The following is a 20,037-nucleotide window of genomic DNA, read 5'->3' as shown; positions in this document are numbered from 1 at the left end:
ACCTGAAGGCCGCAGGTTCAAATCCTGCCCCCGCAACCACTGATACCGACACTCTCGTGAGCATCGCTCCGTGAGTGTTTCTTTTTTCAGCCTTTCCGATGGCTTGACGCTCGATCCAGGTAAGGATCGTCCCCAGTTCCCCATACAGCATCGCGTCGATCTCGCCCCGGTTCGGGCCGGGCGTCAGCACGACCTTCTCGATCAGCGCCCGCAGTGCCTCGGCAGCTTCCAGCCGTTCCTCGGGCCGGTTGAGGGCGTCGGTCAGGCGTCCGACCTTCCGCGCGTAGACGGCCGAAGCACTTGGCAGCAGGTCCGGCACGTCATCGGGAACGTCGGAGAGTAGCGACGCCAGTTCGGCTTTGCGGGCTTCGAGCGTATCCATCTCCGCCTTCATGCTGGGATGGAACATGCCTTCCTTGATGGCCTCGATGATGCCACGGATCTGTTTCTCGACCTTCACCTGTTCAACCTGCCAGACATCGGCGTTGGACCGACGCTCGCGGTTGAGACGATTGGTCTCTTCGGCATAGGCACGCATCGCCTCGGCCGCGATCTCCGGCGCCATCATCCGGTCCTTCAGGCCGGAGAGCACCCGGCGTTCCAGATCGGGACGGGGGATTGTCCGACTGTTGGTGCAGGAGCCGTTGGTGACATGGCCTGAACAGGCGAAACGGTCTGAACCTCGCAGAGCGTAGGGACCACCGCACAGGCCGCAGAACAGCAGGCCGGATAGCAAGGATTTCGGTCGGCGCGTGCCGTTGAGCCGGTTCCGCTTGTGATGGGCGCGAACAGCCTCGGTGACGTTGACGTATTTCTCGGCGATCTGGCTCTGACGAGCCTTGGTCGCCTGCCAGAGTGCGTCATCGACAATTCGCAGGTCGGGAACCTCTGTTACCACCCATTCTGATTCCGGGTTTAGGCGCGAGACGCGCTTGCCGGTCGACGGGTCTTTGACATAGCGCTGTCGGTTCCAGACCAGCCGCCCGATATACAATTCATTGTTGATAATACCGGTACCACGCTTCAAATGGCCCCGGATGGTGGTGTCACTCCACAGCTTGCCCTCGGGGCCGCCGATGCCCTGGTCGTTCAGGGCTTTGGCGATGGCGCGCGGACCAATGCCGGCCGCAAAGTCGCGGAAGATGCGGCGGATGATCTCCGCCTGATGCGCGTCGATCTCGCGGTCGCCCCGGATCTGTTCGCCTTTGGCGTCGAACTGTCGGACCACGCGATAACCGTAGCACAGCCCGCCGCCGGATTTGCCGTCCTCGACCCGCCCGCGCAGGCCGCGATGGGTCTTGGCGGCGAGGTCTTTGAGGAAGAGGGCGTTCATCGTGCCCTTGAGGCCGACATGCAGTTCGCTGATCTCACCCTCGGCCAGGGTGACGATCGGCACGCCGGCGAATTTCAGGTGCTTGAATAGCGTGGCGACGTCAGCCTGGTCGCGGGAGATGCGGTCCAGCGCTTCGGCCAGCACGATGTCGAACCGCCCGGCCTGGGCGTCCTGCAACAGGGTCTGGATGCCGGGACGCAGGATCATGCTGGCGCCGGAGATACCCGCGTCCTTGTAGGCGCCAATGACTTTCCATTTTTCCCGCTTTGCGTGTTCCCGGCAGATGCGGAACTGGTCCTCGATCGAGGCGTCGCGCTGGTTGTCGGACGAATAGCGGGCATACAGGGCGACGCGGGTCATGGGATGCTCCTTATCAGGCGACCTTGTCCATCCGGCTGGGCCGGATCAGCACCTCGGCCGAGATGCCGAGGCCGTCATGCAACTGGCGGATCATGTCGATCGACAGGCCCCGCTTGCGGTTCAGCACGTCCGCCACCCGGTTGCGTGGACCGATCATCGGCTCCAGATCCTTACGGGTGAGGCCCTGCTGTTCCATACGGAAGCGGATCGCCTCGACCGGATCGGGCGGGTCGATCGGATGGTGCTTCGCCTCATAGGCGTCGATCAGGGTCGCCAGCACGTCAAGTCGGTCGCCGTCCGGCGTGCCGCTTTTGGCACCCCACAGCCGTCCGACCTCGTCGAGGGCCGCGTCGTAGTCCGCCTCGTTGCGGATGGGTTTCAGATCAGCCGTCATGTTCCACCTCCGTCACGTCGATCCTGTCATACGCCTTGTGCGTGCCGATCCATTTGATCCAGACGATGCTCTTCTCGAAATCGACCGCCACGACCAGGCGATAGGCATTGCCCTTGATGTTGAAGACGATCCGCTCCGCGCTGACGATACTGGCCGTCGCATAGAGCCGCTTCACATCGGCGGTGCTCGTCCAGGCGGCCCTGCCGACTTCGGCGAACCAGGCGTCCAGCGCCGCCTTCACGGCCGGCTGGTCCTTCTGGCCTGCCAAGCTGTCGACGAATTCTCTCAGCGTGCGACGGGCGATGATCCTCATTGACTGACCTTATATCACGGGACCATAATGGTCACAAGAACAATGCACGGCTGCCCAGCGACGGGTCTTTCGCCGGGGGAATGCAGCCGGGAAGGGAAGGTTATCGCATGTGGCCGGATCGGTTCTGCCGGGCCTGTTTCCGCTCCAGCGCGCGGGCACGCTCGAACTGCTCTCGGGCCATCTGGCGGCCGATCAGGCGGGCGAGGGATCGGACGGCTTCATCGGACGGGCGGAACGCTTCCTCGGCCGTCTCCGCCTCACTGGTGGGGCCGAACACCTCGATCCTGATCCTGTCGGGTCTGCGTGCCATCCTGTCCACCTTCCGGGTCATGGGGCGACAGGAACGATGAAGGACAGGACAAGAGGATTTGAGAAGACCATGCAACGATTGATGCGGTAATCGGCGGTGATCGCGCAGAAAAGGGAGGCTTATCGACCGTGGAAAAAATGATCATTCTTCTGGCGATTGGATATGCCATTGGATTCTATATCCGGGGGCGTCGTGCGACAGCCGATCTGGCGCAGGCAGGGCAGCAGATTGCCGAGAGGAATGCGCGGCTTCAGAGTCTGGATCGTCAGATCGCTGGACGCGATACAGAACTTTCGTCGTTACGTCGCCGGATTTCCACATTGGAAACACAGGCCGCCGATCAGAAGAAGGATGCAGAGCGTCGGCGGCAATATTTTCAGGACAACGACCTCTCCAATACGCAAAACCAGTTACATTTCATCAGTCAGTGCAGTCTGCGGGCCGTCCGTCCCGTCAATAAAGAGGCTGTGCAGGTGCTCTACGCGCTCGACGAGTGGATCAGGACGTATCAGCCCGACTGGCGTTTCGCCTTCGAGGTTTCGATGGGTGGCTTCATCAGAACGACTTACGACCCGGAAGATCCGCGTCAGAAGCAGGCTTTCAGTTCCTATAGCGGCAAGCGTGTCGATTTCCTGCTGATTGATCGCTATGGACTGCCAGTTCTGGTGATCGAATATCATGGCACAGGCCACGACCTGTCCGGCGATGCGGATGACCGCATGGCGGTGAAGCGTCTGGCCTTGCAGAAGGCCGGTATTCCGCTGCTCGAAATCCCCGAAAAAATGGCCAGGGCGCAAATTATGGCTGCCATTTCCGAGGCCGCCGGGGCGGCTCTCAAGGTAAAAACAGGCTAAGGGCTCCGCCCTCGCGCCGGCAAGGGTGCGCGTCAGCAGGCTGACGCCGCCCGATCGGGTGTCCCCGATCTTCCTGCGCTGCGCTCCGTGCAGACCGGGTGATACCCCTCCCCATCGGTCGCCCTTGCCGTTGCTACCCCGCTGCTCGCCGCGAGGCAGAGGAACAGCGGGGGCTGTTCCTCGCGGAATAAAGGGCAAAGACCATGACCGGTAACACGAACACGGCGACCGATTTCCGTAATACCATCCTCAATGGCGACAGCGTGGAATTGATGCGGACAATGCCGCGCAATACGGTGGATTTCATCCTGACTGATCCGCCTTACCTGGTGAACTATCAGGGGCGTGACGGGCGGAAGGTCCGCAATGACGACAACGCACGCTGGCTTCGTCCGGCGGTTAACCAGATGCATCGTGTTCTGAAATGGGGCGGTCTTGCCGTCAGTTTCTACGGGTGGAACAAGATCGACCTGTTTGCCGAAGCCTGGAAGGCGGTCGGGTTCCGCATGGTCGGGCATATCGTCTTCCGCAAATCCTATGCGTCATCTTCTGGTTTTCTGCGCTACGAGCATGAAAGCGCCTACCTTCTGGCAAAAGGGAGCGTGAGGCGGCCCGGACAGCCGGTGCCGGATGTGATCGACATGCCGTATTCGGGCAATAAACTGCATCCGACGCAAAAGCCGGTGGCCGCGCTCTTGCCCTTGGTGGAAACCTTCTGCCCGGTAGGCGGTCTGGTGCTGGACCCGTTTTGTGGTTCGGGTTCGTCACTGGTGGCGGCGCAGCATCTCGGGCGGGACTGGCTGGGGATGGAACTGGACGCAGACCACGCGGCAACGGCGACCCGGCGCCTGGCCTGGCACGCGGCGAAGAAAATGGCGGCGTAGGGAGTGAACGCCGCAGGGCCGACAATTCGGTTCTGCGGTGCCCGTTTCCTTGGCCTGTCTGTCCGCACAAATTTGCGCCGATCCGACTTCGCGGATCGGCGACGGGAAGATGAAAATAAGCGCCGCTTGCCGGGCGAATGCCCGGCTCGCGGAATATTCTGGCAGACGCGAAGAACGATATAGCGATCGTGATAGCGATCGTGCGATCGTGTTACGAGATCGAAGTATCTCCAAACACAGTCTCCACAAAATCTTCCCATTGCGCATCCTGATTGTGCTGCTGCCAGAAGCAGGCGCAAAAGGAAGGGTAACGCGATGCCGATATCAGATTGGCAGTCGCCGGCCGCTTACGAACACGCAAAAGACATTGCAGCCGCCGGCATGGCCTGGGAATATCTTAGACGTGACGACGAATATCGTCGCGCGTTCCAGCGAACGAAAACGCTTGCGGCTCCGAAGCCAGGGGGCAGCAAAGCCTTTTCCAAACGATGGGGTTTGCGATTTCCCTGTCGATCCGGCGCAGCCTGCCGGCCATACGCCTGTTTTCTGGATACCGGAACTCTCGCCTGACGTGATCGAACTGCGTGAGGCTCTGGCGAATGCGGATGATCCGGCCGTCATGCCGATCAATCTCGCGGAATTATCAGACCTCGTCGCGCGACTGGATGACGGTGATGCGTGGCACGGTTTTTGGCCGTCCAGAGCGTCGGCACATCAGTTCTGGCTTCCGACAAGTCCAGCGAATGGACGCGCCACCTATGTCGTGATCCTGCCGCTCGATAAGCTGCTGGAGCTTCGCGCGGAGGCCGTGCTGCGTTTATGGCGCGCGCTGGTCGGTCGGCCTGAGGGCAGGTGGGCGCATGATTTCCCGCAGCAGACGCGGGACCGGCATATCCTGATGCTCAGGGCGTTGGATGGGAGAGCGGCTGGCGCGAGTTATCGCAAGCTTGCCGAAGTTCTGCTCGGGTTTGGAGGTCGGAAGGGTGACTGGGAAAACGATCCTCGCAAGAATCAGGTTCGGCGCCTTGTTGTCGATGGTCGTTATTATGTTCGTGGTGGTTACCGTGAACTGTTGCGCTATCCGATCCGGTTGTCTGAGCGCTAGACTATGGAAATGCACACCGTTTGGTTAACGACTGCCACACTGGGGGTAACTGCTCACGTGCTTGGCAGAATCGGGCCAAATCGGGCTCCGCACGGCCTCTGGTCTGGGGGGTAGCATATCGATAAGGCGGAACTTACGAACGTTGCAATATCAGAACTAAATCGCGAGCCAGCCAACCATGTAAGCAGTTACCACTGGAGCAGCCTTCCAAGGAAGGCTCAGGGGCTTCGATCATTATAAGGCATCATCAGGGACGGGCTCTCATTGATTGACAATGTGGATAATCCATGTATGATGACTATAAGTATCAAAGGTGGTGTATAATCTAATGCCTGAATCCAGTAGAGTTATTTTTGGTGATGCTGTGGATGCATTAAATGATATTGAGCGCAATTCTATTGCGGCATGCATTACAGATCCTCCGTATAATTATGAGTTCATTGGGCATAAGTGGAATAACGAAGAAATTGAGCGTAGAATGCAGAGGGTGGCTTCTGCAAACAGTAGTACATTAGTGAAAAATATACCTTACGGCAGTCAACTTGCTGGTGGCGTTAGGAACCGGCGTTGGTATGAGCGCGTTCAGGAAAATATTGATGCTTACCAAGAGTGGTGCTTATCTTGGGCCGAGCCGTTGTTTTCATCTTGCATTCCAGGTGCTCCTGTAGCCGTCTTTAATAGTACTCGCACAGCCGCCCACGTTCAAATCGCATTGGAGCGTGCGGGCTTTTATGCAAGAGATATTTTAGTTTATCGAAGGCATAGCGGGATACCAAAAGGATTGAACTTGGGAGCAAAGCTGCGAAAGCAAAATCATCCAGATGCTGAAGAGTGGGACGGTTGGCATAGTTGTTTTCGCAATGAATGGGAGGCTATTGTTCTAGTTCAGAAACCTATTGAAAATAATTACGAGAACAACATAAAAAAATATGGAATTGGTTTGTTTAATACCAAATCTGACGATGGATCATTTTTGTCAAATATAATAGAGGGGGCTTCTTCAAGAAAAAAATCTGTTGAAAAAGCTCTCCATATTAACGAAAAACCTCAAGCACTAATGGATCGATTGATAAAAATGCTTGTTCCTTGCCGTCAGGATCATGTGGTAATAGATCCTTTTTGTGGATCTGGAACTACACTTGTTGCGGCAAAAAAATATGGTGTGAACTATATAGGGATCGACAATGACAAAAAATGCATTGATATTTCTATAGATCGGCTGAATAAAATATAATATTGAATTTTTATATAATAGAAAACGCTCCTTTTTTTAAAAAAAGGTAGTTATATAGATTGAAACCGGTTTCTCTATGAATGAATGCAAACGCAGCTTGTGAATGATAAATATCCCATCCTCCAGATTTGCATGCGGTTATGGCAGCATTTAGATTGTCGCTTCTAACGATTAGGAGGACGGGGGTATATCCAAGCGCTTTTATTCTTGCGCCGTTTTCTCTGAATTTTTTTAGCGTTCCAGCATCTCCCGATCCGATACGGTACTTGGTATCTATAGCATATTGTCCGACAGCTAAATCAAAAGGTTCGTCCGCCCCGATACGAATGGCAGGTTGAAAGTTACTACAGCGCGTTTGACAAAGTGCCGTTACGATTCTTTGCCAGCACATACCTAATTCTCGCCCCCAATATTGTCTATTTTCACGTTTTAATTCTGGTGTAATATTGAAAAGATTCATTATTACGTCGAAATCTTCGTTTCCAGCAGTATGTATTTTGTTTGAGAATGATATTTTATAATTAAAAATTATATTTGAAATGGTAGTATCTAAAATATTTTCATCAAACATCACAAAAAAGTTCCGAAAGTGAGACAGATAAGGCTATAGAAATGCGATGTATATTAACTAGGCTAACATTGCGTTCACCTCGTTCAACTCCCCCAATATACGTCCGATCTAGGTCGCAGGCATCAGCGAGTTCCTCTTGTGACATACCCAAGAGTTTTCTTCGCTTGCGAACACCGTTCCCGAATTTCTTTTGAATCAATGGGGGATCACAATTCATTCCCAAGTGTGATATCTATGATGACCATAAGTCTACGGACTATAAGTATCTTAATTGATGGGTAATCTGAAGGATCACTTAACCTTTCATCCAAATGGTCCTTAAATTTTTATCGCGCGCTCATCTGCCCGCAAGCATCTCATTCTCATCGAGACATCAACGTCCTTTTTTATTTCTGATCATGAAGGGCATTCAACTTATTCTATCACATAGCACTTTATTCTCAATAAATGCCCGCTGCAGGAGTGCTTAAATTAACCCACTTGATTCCGGCACTCTCCAGACCGCCGATCCTCCGCCACGGTTCGCCATGGCCCGCTGTCGTTGCCGACAGTCGCCGAACCCAACCGGAGGCCCGATCATGCTCGATCCCAAGACGGGGTTGCCGCCCCGTTTCCTGCGCACGCCCGATGCGGCGCGCTTCCTAGGCATTTCCATCCGTACGCTGGAAAAGCACCGGACCTACGGCACTGGTCCGACCTATCGCAAGATCGGCGGCCGCATCGTCTATGCCCTCGACGACCTCCAGGGCTGGGCCGCGAATGGTGTCCGCAGGTCTACCACCGATGAGACACCCTGCCGTGTCTTTCCGGCCCGTCCGCTGACCCCGGCCGAGAAGGCGACCCTTTGAATGGCCGGCGTCATGCCACCGCGCGGCCAGCATGCGCGGGAGAGCGAGCGGCTGCGCCTCGACCCCTTCGTGATTGCGGGGGGCGATGCCAGTCCCCGCGACCAGCGCGATTTGATGGAGCGGCCGTTCTTCTCGCTTTCCAAGGCGAAGCGGGTCGCGCCGATCCTCTATGAAGCCGGTGGTCAGCGGGTCGAGATTCACGGCCTGGCCGAGCATGGCATGGCGACGATCTGGGACGCGGACGTGCTGATCTGGGCCGCCAGCCAGATTGTCGAGGCAGAGAATGGCGGCCTCAGGACGTCTCGCTTTCTGCGCTTCACCCCATACCAGCTTCTGACGGCCGTTGGCCGTACCACGGGCGCACGGGACTACCGGCTGCTCAAGGCCGCGTTCGCCCGGCTGCAATCGACCGTGATCCGTACCACCATCCGTAACGGCGAGCATTGGCGCCGGCACCAGTTCTCCTGGATCAACGAATGGGAGGAACGGACGACCCGCGACGGCCGTGTCGAGGGCATGGAGTGCGTTCTGCCGGACTGGTTCTATCGCGGCGTCATCGACCGCTCGCTGGTCCTGACCATCGACCCGGCCTATTTTCGTCTGACCGGTGGTATCGAACGCTGGCTCTACCGCGTCGCCCGTAAACATGCCGGGCATCAGCCGCAGGGCTGGCTGTTCGAGATGGCGCATCTCCATGAAAAATCCGGCAGCCTGGCGCGTGTCTCAGATTTCGCGCTCGACCTGCGTCGCATCGCCGCCCGACAGTCGCTTCCCGGTTATCGCCTCGCGATCCGGTGCGAGGGGCGGCGGAAACTGCTGCATATTCGTCCCGTCAACTTATCCACAGTGCCTGTGGATGACGGTGTGGACGGACACGGGATTTCGGGCGCAGGGACTATCGGGACTTCGGGCGCATCACTATCGGGATTTCAGGCGCACGAACCCCAATTAAGTCTTTGGCCTGAAACGCGGAATCGCGCTCGTAACTTAGAGTCTAACTTAGACTCTAACTTTTTGATGTTGGGGCAACCGGATGCCAACCGTGGTGCCGGTGCCGCCGACAGGCCGGGCGATCCGCACGCGTGTGGTCTTTCTCCCATGCCGGGAGACGGGCCATGATCAGCGCCACAACGGCCCGTGCGCGAGGCCACGCCTTGTTGTTCGCACACGACGCATTGACCCATGTCGAACTGACGCACATCGACAAGCGCGTCGAGAACTGGATCAGGTTCGGTCATGAGGCTCAGGAACAGATCCTCGACCGACGCCGTCGTATCTTCTCCTTCCGGCCTGGCAGCGTTTTCGCCTTTGTCCGCTGGGCGGCCAACGATTTCGGCACGATCGTATCGCGCATCGACATCCTGCGCGCCGTGGCACCGGGAGAACCTTGCCAGACCGTGCCCTTTACCCGGCCCGGCGGTGAAATCCTGCTGCGGGTCGCGGGTTGGCCGAAGGTCGAACAGGTGCTCCGCCATATCGATGCGGTGGAAGACGCCGGCATCGACGCCTGCACGGTTTCGCCCGATTACTGGCGGCATGTCGGCAACCGGCTGAACGCGGGTGAGCAACCGCGCCCCTACACCATGGCACGTCATCGGGCCTGGCTCAGGCGGCGGGAGATCGTGCCATGACCCGCTTCGGCTATGTCATGGTAACGTATTTTGCCGTGATGGGTGTGGCCGTTGCCGCCATCTTCCCCGTGCCGGTGAAGCTGCTATGGAACGCCTCCGCCAGCACGCCCCTCGGCTTCTACGACCTTACCCCGCCGAACGGGCTGAAGGTCGGTGACCTGGTCGCCGTCAGGCCACCGAAACCGCTGGTCGATTTCATGGTCGGGCGCGGCTATATCGGGCGAAATGTGCCGCTGCTGAAGCCTGTCGCGGCGCTGCCGGGGCAACAGGTTTGCCGTGGTGGCCGCACCGTCACCGTGGATGGTGTGCGGCTTGGCGAAGCGCAGGACCGTGACCGGCGGGCGCGCGTGCTGCCGATCTGGCAGGGCTGCCGCCGCATCGCGCCGGATCAGATTTTTCTCATGAACCCGTCTGTCCACGACAGTCTGGACGGCCGCTATTTCGGCCCGCTCCCACGCGCCGCTGTGATCGGTCGGGCGACGCCGCTCTACACCGACGCGCACGGCGACGGTCATTTCGTCTGGCACGGCCTGTTCGCTGACAGGCCGATGGCGTCCTTCCCCAACATCGCTACGGAGACTTCCCATGCCGCAGATCGGTAGCTTCACGCGCGACAAGACCGGCTTTGCCGGACGCATCCAGACCTTCCTCGGTTCCCATGAGATTGCCATCGTGTCGGCCGAGAAATCGGACTCCGACAACGCACCGGATTATCGCATCCATCGCGATGACGAGGATGGTCCGGAGATCGGTGCCGGCTGGAAACGCACGGGCGAGCGTGCCGGTGATTACGTTGCCCTGCTGATCGACGATCCACTCCTGCCGCAACCGTTACGCGCCAATCTGTTCCGTGATGGCGGCAATGGCGGTCTCTGGTCGTTGCACTGGAGCCGCCCCCAAAAGCGCGACGGGCGGGATTGACACCATGCGTAATCAGACCCGGATCGCGTGTCTGCTGGCGGCGGGATGTCTCGTTGTCATGGTGCCGGTCGCTGTATCGGCGCAGCCAATCGATATCCCATATGCCGCCGAGGTCGCTGAGGCTGCGCGGCGTTTCGACATTCCGGCGACGTGGATCAGGGCTGTCATGGGCGCCGAGAGTGCAGACGATCCGGGGGCCGTTTCATCGGCGGGGGCGATGGGGCTGATGCAGATCATGCCCGGTACATGGGCGGAACTGCGCGTTCGGCATCATCTGGGCCGTGATCCCTACGATCCGCGCGACAACATTCTAGCGGGTGCGGCCTATCTCCGCGAATTGCATGACCGCTACGGATCGCCGGGTTTTCTCGCCGCCTATAACGCCGGTCCCGATCGCTACGAAGCGTCTCTGGCGGGGCGTCCGCTACCATCGGAAACGCGCGCTTATGTCGCTTCCGTGGCGCCGCTCATCGGAGGTGGCGGCGATGCTTCCGTCATGATCGCGGCGGCCGATCAGTATGTCTGGACCCGTGCGCCGCTCTTCATCATGCAGCCAGATCGCAGCGCGGCAGGTGCGTCTGCGCGCGATATGTCGGGGATCATGCCGCGATCGGATGGCCTGTTCATGGTGCGTGGCGGTAGGGGATCGCGGCCATGATGACAATGTGCAGGGCAGGGGGTGGAGAGGCGGAAAGAGGGCAGAAGAGGGAGCGCAAGATTAAAGCGGACGGCACCCCATGGGTCCGATCCGCAGGGCAAGCCCTTGTCTGCACATTGTTTTGGGTGGCCCCCCCTTTGAGGGGGTATGGTGCCGCGACAGGCGGCGAAGTTAGTTTCCGCCCCGTTTTTCGCGGCACTCCTGTCTGTTTGTGGCAGTTTCAGGCAGATCAGCGGCCATGAGCGCGGGCGACGACAACCGGTTCCGTCCGAGGCCGGGTCGCATCCGCGCCGACACGCCGAAGGGCGGTCGTGCCAAGAGCTTCCTGACCAGGGTGCGCACGGTCACGCGCCAGCAGCAGGCGGCGACCGGCGGCACCGGACGCCCCCGAGGGGGCAGTCCCGGACGTTCCCCGAAGGGGGAGGGAAGCATCGCGTCCGGGCGTGGTGTGCGACGCGGACGCGGGGCGACGTTCGTGCGTGCCAGGAACCTCTCGAATGGCTGGAGCCATCGTCGGCCGGGCAGCCGCCGCGTCGTCGTCAAATCCCGCTCCGTCCGCGCTGCCGGGCGGAATGGCAAGGCAGCCGCCCATCTTCGCTACATCCAGCGCGACGGCACCGCTCGTGATGGCGAGCGGGGGCAACTCTATTCGGGGACCGAAGACCGCGCCGATGGTGATGCGTTTCTCGATCGCGGCCGCGACGACCGCCACCAGTTCCGGTTCATCGTCTCGCCGGAGGACGCCGGGGATCTTGCCGATCTGACGGGTTACACCCGCGACCTGATGGTGCAGGTCGAAGCCGATCTCGGCACGAAGCTCGATTGGGTGGCCGTCAACCACCACAACACCGGCCATCCGCATGTGCATGTCGTCGTCAACGGCCGCGATGACCTGGGCGAGGATCTGGTGATCAATGGCGATTATCTTGCCAACGGCATCCGCGAACGGGCAAGCGAACTGGTGACGCTGGAACTCGGCCCCGTCACGGAGATCGAGCAGCGCCGTAAGCTGGTTGCCGAGATCGATCAGGATCGTCTCACCCGCATCGACCGGGTGATGCTCGCGGAGGCTGAGGACCGGTTTCTCGATGTGCGCCACGAACCTGACGGTCCGCGCGGCCAGGCGGATCGGACGCTGCGCCTGCGACGGCTCAGCAAGCTGGGCGATATGGGGCTTGCCACGGAACATGCGCCGGGCGTGTGGGAACTGAGCGAGCGGCTGGAGCCGACGCTGCGCGAGATGGGCGAGCGCGGTGACATCATCCGCACGATGCAGAAGGCGCTGTGGGCGGAGGGCGCTGAGCGCGACCCGATGAGCTTTGCGATCCATGATGCGGCACCTGCGACGCCGATTGTCGGCCGCGTCATCGACAAGCATCTGTCCGACGAGCTGGGTGAGGAACTGACGCTGGTGGTCGATGGTGTTGACGGCCGCACGCATCATGTCGCCGGCATCGACCCGGTCCGCGTTGCGGAGGCACGGATCGGCAGCATCGTCGAGATTGGCCCGCCTGATGGCGCCGGGCGCCCCTCCGATCGCGCGATTGCCGGCATCGCCGAGGATGGTGTCTACCGGCCGAGCCGTCATCTCGAACAGGTCCGGTTTGAGGGGCGCGTGCCGGGGGGCGACTATGACGGTTTCGTCGCGTCCCATGTCCGGCGGCTGGAGGCCCTGCGCCGGGCCGGTATCGTCGAGAGGATCGATGCCGACCAGTGGCGTATTCCCGAGGATTTCACTACCCGTGCTGCTGCCCACGATGCGGGGAGGGGCGGTAGGGCAAATATCCGTGTCCTTTCGACCTTCGATCTCGACAGGCAGATCGGCGCGGATGGCGCGACCTGGCTCGACCGGCGGTTGGTCGGAGGTGCTGTGTCCGATCTGGTGCCCGCCGGCTTCGGGGAACAGGTGCGCGAGGCGATGGAGCAGCGGCGAGAGAGGTTGATCGAGCAGGGGGATGCCACCCGCTGGCCGGATGGGCGCGTCAGCTACCGGCGCAACCTGCTCGCCACGCTTCAGGAGCGGGAGGTCGCCCGTGTCGGGGCGGAATTGGCAGCAATGAAGTCCGTGCCGTTTCGGGCAGTCGCGGACGGCGAGATGGTAAGCGGGATGTTCACCGGCACCGCCCAGCTATCCAGCGGGAAGTTTGCCATCGTCGAGAAGTCTCATGAATTCACGCTGGCCCCGTGGCGGCCTGTGATCGAGCGTCACCTCGGTCAGGAGGTGACAGGCGTTGTGCAGGGAGGATCGGTGTCGTGGAACGTGGGACGGCAGAGAGGGATAGAGATTTAATGAAGGCCCGACGAGTTTTACTAGATGCTTCGCATGACTGTGGGAACGATGGCCAGCAATCGCTCTTTCGGCACGCCGTCACGTGCTTGAACAGAAAGGCCGTGGAGAACCGTCGCAAAATAATCTCCAAGAGCCTGCGGATCAGCATCAGGAGGAAGCTCGCCGTCAATAGCGGCTTTCTCCAACCGCTCGACGAGCGAAGCTGTGCGACGGCAGCGAAACGCCGCAAGCCATTCCCGTAATCTGTCATTCTCGCTTGAGCAGTTGGTAGCGGCGGAAACGACCATGCATCCGCGCGGATGATTCGGCTTCGTGTAGGTTTCGATTGCTTCAATCAGGATACGTCGGAATGCGGCCTTTGCCGTAGGCTCTTCAGCAAGCGCTCTTGTGGCGAAACCACCTTCATCTGCGTCATAGAGTGCTATCGCCTGACGGAATAGCGATTCCTTCGATCCGAAGGCGGCATAGATACGTGCCGAAGCCAATCCTAACAGGTTGACTAGATCGGCCATCGAGACGCCTTCATAACCGCGCGACCAAAAAGCGTCGCGTGCCTTCCTTAATGCGGCGTCCCGGTCGAACTCTCTCGGCCGTCCGGCCATGTTGGATCTCCATTGTTGGTCGAACGACAAATAATTTGCTTGACATCGAAAGGCAAGCCTCCATTCTTTGTTGGTCACTAAAGAATGGAGAAAGACATGCGTGCCGCCGTTGTCGAGGAACTGCAAAAACCTCTCGTTGTCCGTTCGATTCCCGACCCTGAATGTCCGCCGGATGGCGCGATTGTCAGGATCGGAGCGAATGGCATCTGCCGTACCGATTGGCATTTATGGACTGACGATTGGGCTTGGCGTGGCCTCTCGATTAAACCGCCTTTTGTCCTCGGGCATGAGTTCGCCGGCATCATTGAGGAGGTTGGTGCTGACGTGCGCCAATGGAAACCTGGAGATCGCGTCGTTTATCCGATGAATCCCGGGTGCGGCACCTGCCTGCAATGCCGAGATGGACAGCAGCATATCTGCGACGAAGGCCATCTTCTTGTTCCTGGCGTGTCTTTCTGGGGAGCGTTCGGAGAGTATTCAATGGTCCGCCACGCAGACGTAAACTTTGTGCGCGTTCCTGAAAGTATGACATTGCTTGCCGCTGCTAGCCTTGGCTGCCGCTATATCGCAGCCTTTCATGCTGTTGTTGATCAGGCGGACGCAAGAGGCGGCGAGTGGGTGGCGATCTATGGATGTGGCGGCATGGGTATATCGGCCGTGCAGATCGCAGCTGCGGTTGGAACTAAGGTCATTGCCGTCGATCCTTCGCCACATGCACGCGATGCCGCCAGAAAGCTTGGCGCGGCCATCGTGATAGATCCTCGTGAAGCGAATCCCGTCGAGGCCATTCGTGAATTGACCGGTGGCGGCGTTCACGTTTCGATTGATGCACTGGGCATTGAGGAAACCTGCCTCAATTCAGTTCTGTCGCTGCGCAAGCGTGGTCGTCATGTGCAGATTGGTCATACGACCCGTGTCGAAGCTGGCTACGTGAGACTTCCGATCGACATCATCCTTCTCAATGAGCTTCGACTTTTTGGTGCTTTCGGGCTTCAGGCACATCGCTATGACACGATGCTCGCCATGTGTGAGGCTGGCGTTCTCGACCCTGGTAAGGTGGTGAGCCAAACCGTGGAGCTTGACGGGATAACCCCGGTCTTGGAGGCAATGGGACGCTACGACACGGTCGGCATCGTCGCTATCGACTTCGCGATCGAGAAATGAGGCATGAATCTATTTCATCGTTTCAATGAAATAGAGGATTCCATCAGTCAATATTTCTCAAGATATTTTCTTTACCAAGGTATCGCGTGCGTCCAGCACTCGGCCGGACGAAGAACGGACACGCAACGGCGCCAGGGATTTTCCAGTTTTGCGTTCTATGAGGATCGAATGAGCCTCTCCCTTCTCATAGCAGAACACCTCGCCCCATTGGCGAAGGGCTACGATCATCGGGAACAGCCCTTCGCCTTTTGGCGTGAGCACGTAATTCTGCCACGCGCTTCCGTCGGAAGCCGGCTCGACAGCGAGAACACCAAATTCCACAAGAGCAAGGAGTCGGCTGGTCAGGATTCCCTTCGAGATGCCGAGACTCTTCTGAAATTCGCCGAAACGGCGCATGCCATCGAACGCATCGCGAACGATCAGCAAGGACCACCAATCGCCGATCACATCAAGAGACCGGGCGACTGGGCAGTCGGCCGCCTTCATGCTGACCCGTTTGACCATGCGGTGCTCCTTTCCGAATTTGGTTCTAAAATAAGACTGGACAGGATTCCATTCAATAGGTTCTATTATAGAACCATCAATGGAGTCCGATTGATGCTCCTGCCCCCTTCAGAACAACCTTTATGCGTCTCCTCTCAGCCTCCTTTGAGCGGGGTGATCGTGCTGTTGCTGGCAGCCGCGTGCGGCTTGAGCGTGGCGAATGTCTATTATTCGGCGCCGCTCCTGGATCAGATTGCTCGGGATTTTCACGTCGCCCCCAGCATGATCGGCAGCGCGATCACGGCGACGCAGATCGGCTATGGATTTGGGTTGCTCGCTGTCGTCCCGCTCGGTGACCTGTTGCCATCTCGTCGTCTCATCCTCTGGCAAGGAGTGGCAGCTTCTATCTCGGTGGCAGGCGTCGCGCTGGCACCATCCTTTGTCTTCCTGCTCATCAGCCTCTTCGCGGTCGGACTGCTCTCCGTTCTCGTGCAGACCTTGGTGGCTTATGCCGCAAACCGGGCGGCTCCCACCGAACGTGGCCGGGTGGTTGGGCAGGTGACGAGCGGCGTCGTGATCGGAATCTTGTGCGCGCGCATCATCGCCGGTGCTCTGACCGATCTCATCGACTGGCGGGCCGTCTATGCGGTTTCTTCCGTGCTGACGGTCGTGATGGCAGTTACACTCACTGCAGTTCTGCCGAAACAGGAGGCTCCAGAGGCACAACTGTCCTACCTCGCGCTGATCCGCTCGACTCTCTCGCTCTACCGCGACATGCCGATCCTGCGAGGGCGCGGAGTCATGGCATTTCTGATCTTCGCGATGTTCAACGCGCTATGGGCGCCGCTCGTCCTGCCGTTGAGCGCGCCGCCGTTCTCCCTTCCCCACACAGAAATCGGGCTGTTCGGCTTTGCCGGGCTGACGGGCGCGCTCGGCGCAGGAAGGGCTGGCGCCTGGGCCGATCATGGATACGCACGGCGCACGACGATCCTATGCTTCCTCCTGGCAGTCGTCTCATGGGTTTTTATCGCGGGACTGCCCTTTTCGATCTGGTCCCTAATCATCGGTGTTCTGCTTTTGGATTTTGCCATTCAGGCGATTCACGTCACCAGCCAGAGTCTCATCCTAGCAAACGCGCGCGGGGTGGGGAGCCGCATCGTCGGCGCATATATGGCTTTCTATTCGCTAGGCAGTGCCATAGGGGCCGTTTTGTCCACAATGATCTATGCTTATGCAGGTTGGATCGGAGTGAGCCTGTTCGGTGGACTTTTGGGCCTAGTCGGCTTCTTCATTGCGGCTTCAAGAAAGTCTGAAAACCGGCAGCAGGGAGAAGGGTAATGCCAAAATCTCCTCCTCATTATGGCAATTCAGGTGCTTTAATTCATTTGGTCTTGAGAAAATAGAATGAGGCGCTGCGAGAGAGCTGAAGCCCGATATACGTCTTTGGGGGCACAGTTTCCTTTGCGTTCTCTTGTTCAGGCTTTGGTCGTCGCGGAGCATCTGAATTTCCGACATGCGGCTAACGCGCTCGGTGTTGCCCAATCGAGCGTAAGCATCCGGATCAAGGCCCTGGAAGAGACATTGGGCATCGTCCTGTTCGAGCGGCGTCATCGCGGTGTCCGGCTGACCGAGGCCGGACACCGTTTCGTCGCAGAGGTTTCCGCAGGGATGGAGCAGATCGATCATGCCGTTAGGACGGCAGGCGCAATTTCTGATGGTACAGTGGGGCGGCTCACGATCGGGCTACACGGTTCGATTGCAACCGGTTTCCTCGCTGATCTGCGCCAGCGCTATCGCGCAGCCCATCCGGCAATTGAACAGAGCATCGTCGAAGGATCGTCTTCACATACTCTTGCCATGATCCGCGAGGGCAAACTCGACGTGGCCTTCATCGTCAATGTTGCCAATGTGCCGGATTGCCATTGCCGACATCTCTGGAACGAGACGCTGGTGATCGCTCTTCCTGCTGCACATCCGCTTGTGAGGCTAGAATCCCTTGCGTGGGCAGATCTTGCGGCAGAGAATTTCCTTGTGCGGCAGGGCGGCGCAGGGCCGCAGGTTCTCGAACATATCGTCCGGCGTGTGGCTGAACATGGACGATCGCTGCGCCTCCATCGGCGCAATGTAGGGCGGGATACGTTGATGCACATGGTTGCCGCAGGAGAGGGGATCACGCTGACCCACGAGGCGGGGAGCTATGTGCCATTTCCCGGTGTCGTCTTCCGTCCGATCGATGACGAAAACGAACAGGCCCGGTTCAGCGCCGTCTGGTCGCCTCAGAACCGCAGCCCTGCGCTGCGTAAGCTTCTGGAGCTTGCCACGCATATGAGTCGCATGGATGGTTGGACCATGCAGGCTCAAACCATGCCATCCTCGTTTCCAGTCAAGACACCGGGACATCACGAAACAGGCGGCGCACCCTGATGAAGCGCCGGCTGTCAAAATAGCTTGTTATCAGGAGGAAAATCCCCATGACCCTCGAAACCTTCCGCCAGATCTACGGTCTCGACGACAGCCCGTCGCCGCTTGACCGGTCGGTGCTGGTCCTGATTGACATCCAGCGCGAATATCGCGACGGACGGGTGCCACTTGCCAATGTCGATGCGGCGGCGGATGAGGCCGGGCGGCTTCTTGCCCTTGCGCGTCGCAATGGCGTGCCGGTCATCCATATTGCCCATGACGCAGGACCAGGTGCTCCCGCCTTCGCCAGCGATAGTCCGTATCGCGATTTCCTGCCCCAGGTGACGCCCCGCGAAGGGGAGACGGTTCTGTTCAAGACCCATGCGAATGCGTTTATCGGCACCGGGCTCGCGGACCGGATCAAGGAGACAGGTCGGAATGAGGTCATCATTGCCGGGGATACGGTGGGTGTCTGCGTGTCCACCACGGCCCGCGCGGCGGCGGAGGAATACGGTCTGCGCGTGACCCTTGTGGCGGACGCCATTGCCGCACGTGATGTCGCTGATCCGCTGGGCGGAACGATCGCGGCCGAAACCGTGCGCCGCGTTGCGCTGGCCGAACTGGCGGATATGTTCGCTGTCGTCGTGAAGGACAGCACCGCGTGGAAGGACTGAGGGCGTTTTTTCCCCTCAGCCGGTCAGCGCGGGCTGGCCAGGACAGCTTTCAATAGCGCCCCCGGTTCCACGTCCAGTGCCTCCGCAATCTTTCCCAGGATCGTAACGCTTGCCGAAACATCCGCGCGTTCGATCGCTCCGATATAGCGGGTGCTCAGGCCGGCGCGATCGGCCAGCTCTTCTTGCGTCATGTCCCTGTCATGACGCATCCGACGCAGGTTGACCGCCATGACCTCCTTGAGGTCCATGCCATCATCGAGACCTGCGTCGGAACGATCATTCCAGGAATGATCGTTCCTATTCGTCCTGGACCGTGGTATCCTTGCCCTCTGGCGGGGGCTTTTCTGCGCCAGGCGCGAGACGAACGAGAAGATCGGCGCCGGAAACGCCAAGGGCGGCTGTTATGTCAGCGAACTCAATGACATCGATTCGTCGCTCGCCATTCTCGTATTTGGCGACGAAGGATTGCGGTTTGCCAAGTGCGGCGGCCAGTTCCGCCTGCGTCATACCCCCGGTCTTGCGCGCTTCTGTAAGAAGCGATTGCAGCAAAAGCTGCCGGGGTGTGCGCAGGGATTTCTTCACGCGGAACAGCTCTCCGACGGGCAAGGGGAGCCGTTCCGATAATCCTGATTTAGGATTATCCCATTTTAGGATATGGTTGACTGCAATCCTGCTGGAGGGCTGTCGGATGACAGCAAGACCCGAACTGGACCCCGATGTCGATGACCTGGCCCCGACCGTGCCGGAGATCACGACCTATGACGAAGTGCATTTCATCACCTATCTCCGCCTGCTCGATGCCGAGGCGGATCGGGCCGACTGGGCGGAGGTGGCGCGGATCGTGCTGCATCGTGATCCGGCGGACGCAGAGCGCACGCGCACTTGCTGGGAAAGCCATCTCGCCCGTGCGCAGTGGATGACGAAGATCGGTTACCGGAAGATTCTCGAGCAGGCCGTGATCGACGCCCGCGCAACCCGGCACTGACCGTCCTTTTTCTACGCCATGGT

General features: G+C 59.1%; 27 protein-coding genes. 17 read left to right on the top strand and 10 right to left on the bottom strand.

Going from position 1 to position 20,037, the window contains the following annotated elements:
• The 4 genes from AD948_RS06660 to AD948_RS06645 form a co-directional block, all read right to left on the bottom strand.
• Positions 1-1,693 (bottom strand): recombinase family protein (locus AD948_RS06660; RefSeq protein ID WP_061471220.1); only part of this gene is annotated, 1,693 nt, incomplete at its 3' end.
• 13 nt (positions 1,694-1,706) lie between these two features.
• On the bottom strand, positions 1,707-2,087 hold the full coding sequence (locus AD948_RS06655; protein WP_012553877.1) for a helix-turn-helix domain-containing protein: 381 nt from the start codon (positions 2,085-2,087) through the stop codon (positions 1,707-1,709).
• Positions 2,077-2,400 carry a type II toxin-antitoxin system HigB family toxin gene (locus tag AD948_RS06650; RefSeq protein ID WP_048851140.1) on the bottom strand — a complete coding sequence of 108 codons (324 nt, stop codon included), beginning with the start codon at positions 2,398-2,400 and terminating at the stop codon, positions 2,077-2,079. The genes AD948_RS06655 and AD948_RS06650 overlap by 11 nt, the downstream gene beginning before the upstream one ends.
• 100 nt (positions 2,401-2,500) lie before the next feature.
• Positions 2,501-2,731 (bottom strand): hypothetical protein, encoded by a 231-nt coding sequence (locus AD948_RS06645; RefSeq protein WP_211264444.1) that lies wholly within the window; start codon positions 2,729-2,731, stop codon positions 2,501-2,503.
• 116 nt (positions 2,732-2,847) lie between these two features.
• Here AD948_RS06645 and AD948_RS06640 point away from each other — a divergent pair, with 116 nt between their 5' ends.
• The 5 genes from AD948_RS06640 (at position 2,848) to AD948_RS06625 (ending at position 6,787) form a co-directional block, all read left to right on the top strand.
• The gene (locus AD948_RS06640; RefSeq protein ID WP_211264445.1) at positions 2,848-3,564 is read left to right on the top strand and encodes a DUF2726 domain-containing protein; all 717 of its coding nucleotides are present in this window, start codon (positions 2,848-2,850) and stop codon (positions 3,562-3,564) included.
• A gap of 203 nt (positions 3,565-3,767) precedes the next feature.
• Entirely contained in the window at positions 3,768-4,448 is a 681-nt protein-coding gene (locus AD948_RS06635; RefSeq protein WP_061471217.1) for a DNA methyltransferase, read from the top strand.
• Positions 4,449-4,763: 315 nt separating this feature from the next.
• Complete coding sequence (locus AD948_RS18960; RefSeq protein ID WP_082782339.1) at positions 4,764-5,018, top strand: transcriptional regulator domain-containing protein; 255 nt, start codon at positions 4,764-4,766, stop codon at positions 5,016-5,018.
• A gap of 49 nt (positions 5,019-5,067) precedes the next feature.
• Positions 5,068-5,553: a DUF2285 domain-containing protein gene (locus AD948_RS06630; protein WP_061471225.1), complete on the top strand. Its 486-nt coding sequence runs from the start codon at positions 5,068-5,070 to the stop codon at positions 5,551-5,553.
• Positions 5,554-5,881: 328 nt separating this feature from the next.
• Positions 5,882-6,787, top strand: coding sequence for a DNA-methyltransferase (locus AD948_RS06625; RefSeq protein WP_061471216.1), 906 nt, complete (start codon positions 5,882-5,884; stop codon positions 6,785-6,787).
• A gap of 10 nt (positions 6,788-6,797) precedes the next feature.
• Here AD948_RS06625 and AD948_RS17630 read toward each other — a convergent pair whose 3' ends face one another.
• Both AD948_RS17630 and AD948_RS17625 read right to left on the bottom strand, forming a co-directional pair.
• Complete coding sequence (locus tag AD948_RS17630; protein WP_211264443.1) at positions 6,798-7,361, bottom strand: hypothetical protein; 564 nt, start codon at positions 7,359-7,361, stop codon at positions 6,798-6,800.
• Entirely contained in the window at positions 7,351-7,575 is a 225-nt protein-coding gene (locus tag AD948_RS17625; protein WP_082782336.1) for a helix-turn-helix domain-containing protein, read from the bottom strand. Before AD948_RS17625 ends, AD948_RS17630 begins: the two co-directional genes overlap by 11 nt.
• A gap of 361 nt (positions 7,576-7,936) precedes the next feature.
• Between AD948_RS17625 and AD948_RS06620 the strand changes: the two genes are divergently transcribed.
• The 7 genes from AD948_RS06620 (at position 7,937) to AD948_RS06590 (ending at position 13,706) form a co-directional block, all read left to right on the top strand.
• Entirely contained in the window at positions 7,937-8,206 is a 270-nt protein-coding gene (locus tag AD948_RS06620; protein WP_061471215.1) for a helix-turn-helix transcriptional regulator, read from the top strand.
• Positions 8,207-9,325 carry a replication initiator protein A gene (locus AD948_RS06615; protein ID WP_082782335.1) on the top strand — a complete coding sequence of 373 codons (1,119 nt, stop codon included), beginning with the start codon at positions 8,207-8,209 and terminating at the stop codon, positions 9,323-9,325. It abuts the gene before it with no gap.
• Complete coding sequence (locus tag AD948_RS06610; protein WP_061471214.1) at positions 9,322-9,837, top strand: DUF2840 domain-containing protein; 516 nt, start codon at positions 9,322-9,324, stop codon at positions 9,835-9,837. Before AD948_RS06615 ends, AD948_RS06610 begins: the two co-directional genes overlap by 4 nt.
• Positions 9,834-10,439, top strand: coding sequence for a S26 family signal peptidase (locus AD948_RS06605; protein WP_061471213.1), 606 nt, complete (start codon positions 9,834-9,836; stop codon positions 10,437-10,439). Before AD948_RS06610 ends, AD948_RS06605 begins: the two co-directional genes overlap by 4 nt.
• Positions 10,423-10,758: a DUF736 domain-containing protein gene (locus AD948_RS06600; protein WP_061471212.1), complete on the top strand. Its 336-nt coding sequence runs from the start codon at positions 10,423-10,425 to the stop codon at positions 10,756-10,758. The genes AD948_RS06605 and AD948_RS06600 overlap by 17 nt, the downstream gene beginning before the upstream one ends.
• A gap of 4 nt (positions 10,759-10,762) precedes the next feature.
• Positions 10,763-11,416, top strand: a complete 654-nt coding sequence (locus tag AD948_RS06595) for a lytic transglycosylase domain-containing protein (RefSeq protein WP_061471211.1) — start codon at positions 10,763-10,765, stop codon at positions 11,414-11,416.
• Positions 11,417-11,654: 238 nt separating this feature from the next.
• Positions 11,655-13,706 carry a relaxase/mobilization nuclease domain-containing protein gene (locus tag AD948_RS06590; protein ID WP_061471210.1) on the top strand — a complete coding sequence of 684 codons (2,052 nt, stop codon included), beginning with the start codon at positions 11,655-11,657 and terminating at the stop codon, positions 13,704-13,706.
• A 20-nt stretch (positions 13,707-13,726) separates the two neighbouring features.
• Here AD948_RS06590 and AD948_RS06585 read toward each other — a convergent pair whose 3' ends face one another.
• Entirely contained in the window at positions 13,727-14,308 is a 582-nt protein-coding gene (locus tag AD948_RS06585) for a TetR/AcrR family transcriptional regulator (RefSeq protein WP_061471223.1), read from the bottom strand.
• A 96-nt stretch (positions 14,309-14,404) separates the two neighbouring features.
• Between AD948_RS06585 and AD948_RS17620 the strand changes: the two genes are divergently transcribed.
• Positions 14,405-15,472, top strand: coding sequence for a zinc-binding dehydrogenase (locus tag AD948_RS17620; protein ID WP_169797391.1), 1,068 nt, complete (start codon positions 14,405-14,407; stop codon positions 15,470-15,472).
• Positions 15,473-15,529: 57 nt separating this feature from the next.
• Here AD948_RS17620 and AD948_RS06570 read toward each other — a convergent pair whose 3' ends face one another.
• Positions 15,530-15,976: a winged helix-turn-helix transcriptional regulator gene (locus tag AD948_RS06570; protein WP_061471207.1), complete on the bottom strand. Its 447-nt coding sequence runs from the start codon at positions 15,974-15,976 to the stop codon at positions 15,530-15,532.
• Positions 15,977-16,069: 93 nt separating this feature from the next.
• Here AD948_RS06570 and AD948_RS06565 point away from each other — a divergent pair, with 93 nt between their 5' ends.
• The 3 genes from AD948_RS06565 to AD948_RS06555 all read left to right on the top strand — a co-directional run bounded on the left by AD948_RS06565 (position 16,070) and on the right by AD948_RS06555 (position 19,029).
• A complete protein-coding gene (locus tag AD948_RS06565; RefSeq protein WP_061471206.1) occupies positions 16,070-17,293 on the top strand; it encodes an MFS transporter in 1,224 nt (407 codons plus the stop codon).
• Between the two features lie 123 nt (positions 17,294-17,416).
• Positions 17,417-18,379 carry a LysR family transcriptional regulator gene (locus tag AD948_RS06560; protein ID WP_082782340.1) on the top strand — a complete coding sequence of 321 codons (963 nt, stop codon included), beginning with the start codon at positions 17,417-17,419 and terminating at the stop codon, positions 18,377-18,379.
• Between the two features lie 47 nt (positions 18,380-18,426).
• Entirely contained in the window at positions 18,427-19,029 is a 603-nt protein-coding gene (locus AD948_RS06555; RefSeq protein ID WP_061471204.1) for an isochorismatase family protein, read from the top strand.
• 23 nt (positions 19,030-19,052) lie between these two features.
• Here the strand turns inward: AD948_RS06555 and AD948_RS06550 are convergent, their stop codons facing one another.
• Together AD948_RS06550 and AD948_RS06545 are read right to left on the bottom strand one after the other, a co-directional pair.
• Positions 19,053-19,277, bottom strand: a complete 225-nt coding sequence (locus AD948_RS06550) for a helix-turn-helix domain-containing protein (RefSeq protein WP_061471203.1) — start codon at positions 19,275-19,277, stop codon at positions 19,053-19,055.
• A 49-nt stretch (positions 19,278-19,326) separates the two neighbouring features.
• A complete protein-coding gene (locus tag AD948_RS06545; RefSeq protein WP_061471222.1) occupies positions 19,327-19,611 on the bottom strand; it encodes a helix-turn-helix domain-containing protein in 285 nt (94 codons plus the stop codon).
• Between the two features lie 106 nt (positions 19,612-19,717).
• On the opposite strand from AD948_RS06545, the gene AD948_RS06540 reads away from it, so the two are divergent.
• On the top strand, positions 19,718-20,014 hold the full coding sequence (locus AD948_RS06540; RefSeq protein WP_061471202.1) for a DUF2285 domain-containing protein: 297 nt from the start codon (positions 19,718-19,720) through the stop codon (positions 20,012-20,014).
• The last annotated feature ends 23 nt before the right edge of the window (positions 20,015-20,037 follow it).

This window comes from Acetobacter senegalensis (assembly GCF_001580995.1).
GTDB classification, from domain to species: Bacteria; Pseudomonadota; Alphaproteobacteria; order Acetobacterales; family Acetobacteraceae; genus Acetobacter; species Acetobacter senegalensis.
Note: the sequence above shows the minus strand (reverse complement) of the source record. Positions and strands in the feature narration are given on the sequence as shown.

Coding starts and splice junctions, on each gene's coding strand:
- AD948_RS06585 (WP_061471223.1), bottom strand. CDS start 14,308: ATGGCCGGACGGCCGAGAGAGTTCGACCGGGACGCCGCATTAAGGAAG.
- AD948_RS06590 (WP_061471210.1), top strand. CDS start 11,655: ATGAGCGCGGGCGACGACAACCGGTTCCGTCCGAGGCCGGGTCGCATC.
- AD948_RS06615 (WP_082782335.1), top strand. CDS start 8,207: ATGGCCGGCGTCATGCCACCGCGCGGCCAGCATGCGCGGGAGAGCGAG.
- AD948_RS18960 (WP_082782339.1), top strand. CDS start 4,764: ATGCCGATATCAGATTGGCAGTCGCCGGCCGCTTACGAACACGCAAAA.
- AD948_RS06540 (WP_061471202.1), top strand. CDS start 19,718: ATGACAGCAAGACCCGAACTGGACCCCGATGTCGATGACCTGGCCCCG.
- AD948_RS06570 (WP_061471207.1), bottom strand. CDS start 15,976: ATGGTCAAACGGGTCAGCATGAAGGCGGCCGACTGCCCAGTCGCCCGG.
- AD948_RS06655 (WP_012553877.1), bottom strand. CDS start 2,087: ATGACGGCTGATCTGAAACCCATCCGCAACGAGGCGGACTACGACGCG.
- AD948_RS06635 (WP_061471217.1), top strand. CDS start 3,768: ATGACCGGTAACACGAACACGGCGACCGATTTCCGTAATACCATCCTC.
- AD948_RS06605 (WP_061471213.1), top strand. CDS start 9,834: ATGACCCGCTTCGGCTATGTCATGGTAACGTATTTTGCCGTGATGGGT.
- AD948_RS06630 (WP_061471225.1), top strand. CDS start 5,068: ATGCCGATCAATCTCGCGGAATTATCAGACCTCGTCGCGCGACTGGAT.
- AD948_RS06565 (WP_061471206.1), top strand. CDS start 16,070: ATGCTCCTGCCCCCTTCAGAACAACCTTTATGCGTCTCCTCTCAGCCT.
- AD948_RS06595 (WP_061471211.1), top strand. CDS start 10,763: ATGCGTAATCAGACCCGGATCGCGTGTCTGCTGGCGGCGGGATGTCTC.
- AD948_RS06610 (WP_061471214.1), top strand. CDS start 9,322: ATGATCAGCGCCACAACGGCCCGTGCGCGAGGCCACGCCTTGTTGTTC.
- AD948_RS06650 (WP_048851140.1), bottom strand. CDS start 2,400: ATGAGGATCATCGCCCGTCGCACGCTGAGAGAATTCGTCGACAGCTTG.
- AD948_RS06620 (WP_061471215.1), top strand. CDS start 7,937: ATGCTCGATCCCAAGACGGGGTTGCCGCCCCGTTTCCTGCGCACGCCC.
- AD948_RS06550 (WP_061471203.1), bottom strand. CDS start 19,277: ATGGACCTCAAGGAGGTCATGGCGGTCAACCTGCGTCGGATGCGTCAT.
- AD948_RS06625 (WP_061471216.1), top strand. CDS start 5,882: ATGCCTGAATCCAGTAGAGTTATTTTTGGTGATGCTGTGGATGCATTA.
- AD948_RS17625 (WP_082782336.1), bottom strand. CDS start 7,575: ATGAATTGTGATCCCCCATTGATTCAAAAGAAATTCGGGAACGGTGTT.
- AD948_RS06555 (WP_061471204.1), top strand. CDS start 18,427: ATGACCCTCGAAACCTTCCGCCAGATCTACGGTCTCGACGACAGCCCG.
- AD948_RS17620 (WP_169797391.1), top strand. CDS start 14,405: ATGCGTGCCGCCGTTGTCGAGGAACTGCAAAAACCTCTCGTTGTCCGT.
- AD948_RS06645 (WP_211264444.1), bottom strand. CDS start 2,731: ATGACCCGGAAGGTGGACAGGATGGCACGCAGACCCGACAGGATCAGG.
- AD948_RS06640 (WP_211264445.1), top strand. CDS start 2,848: ATGATCATTCTTCTGGCGATTGGATATGCCATTGGATTCTATATCCGG.
- AD948_RS06600 (WP_061471212.1), top strand. CDS start 10,423: ATGCCGCAGATCGGTAGCTTCACGCGCGACAAGACCGGCTTTGCCGGA.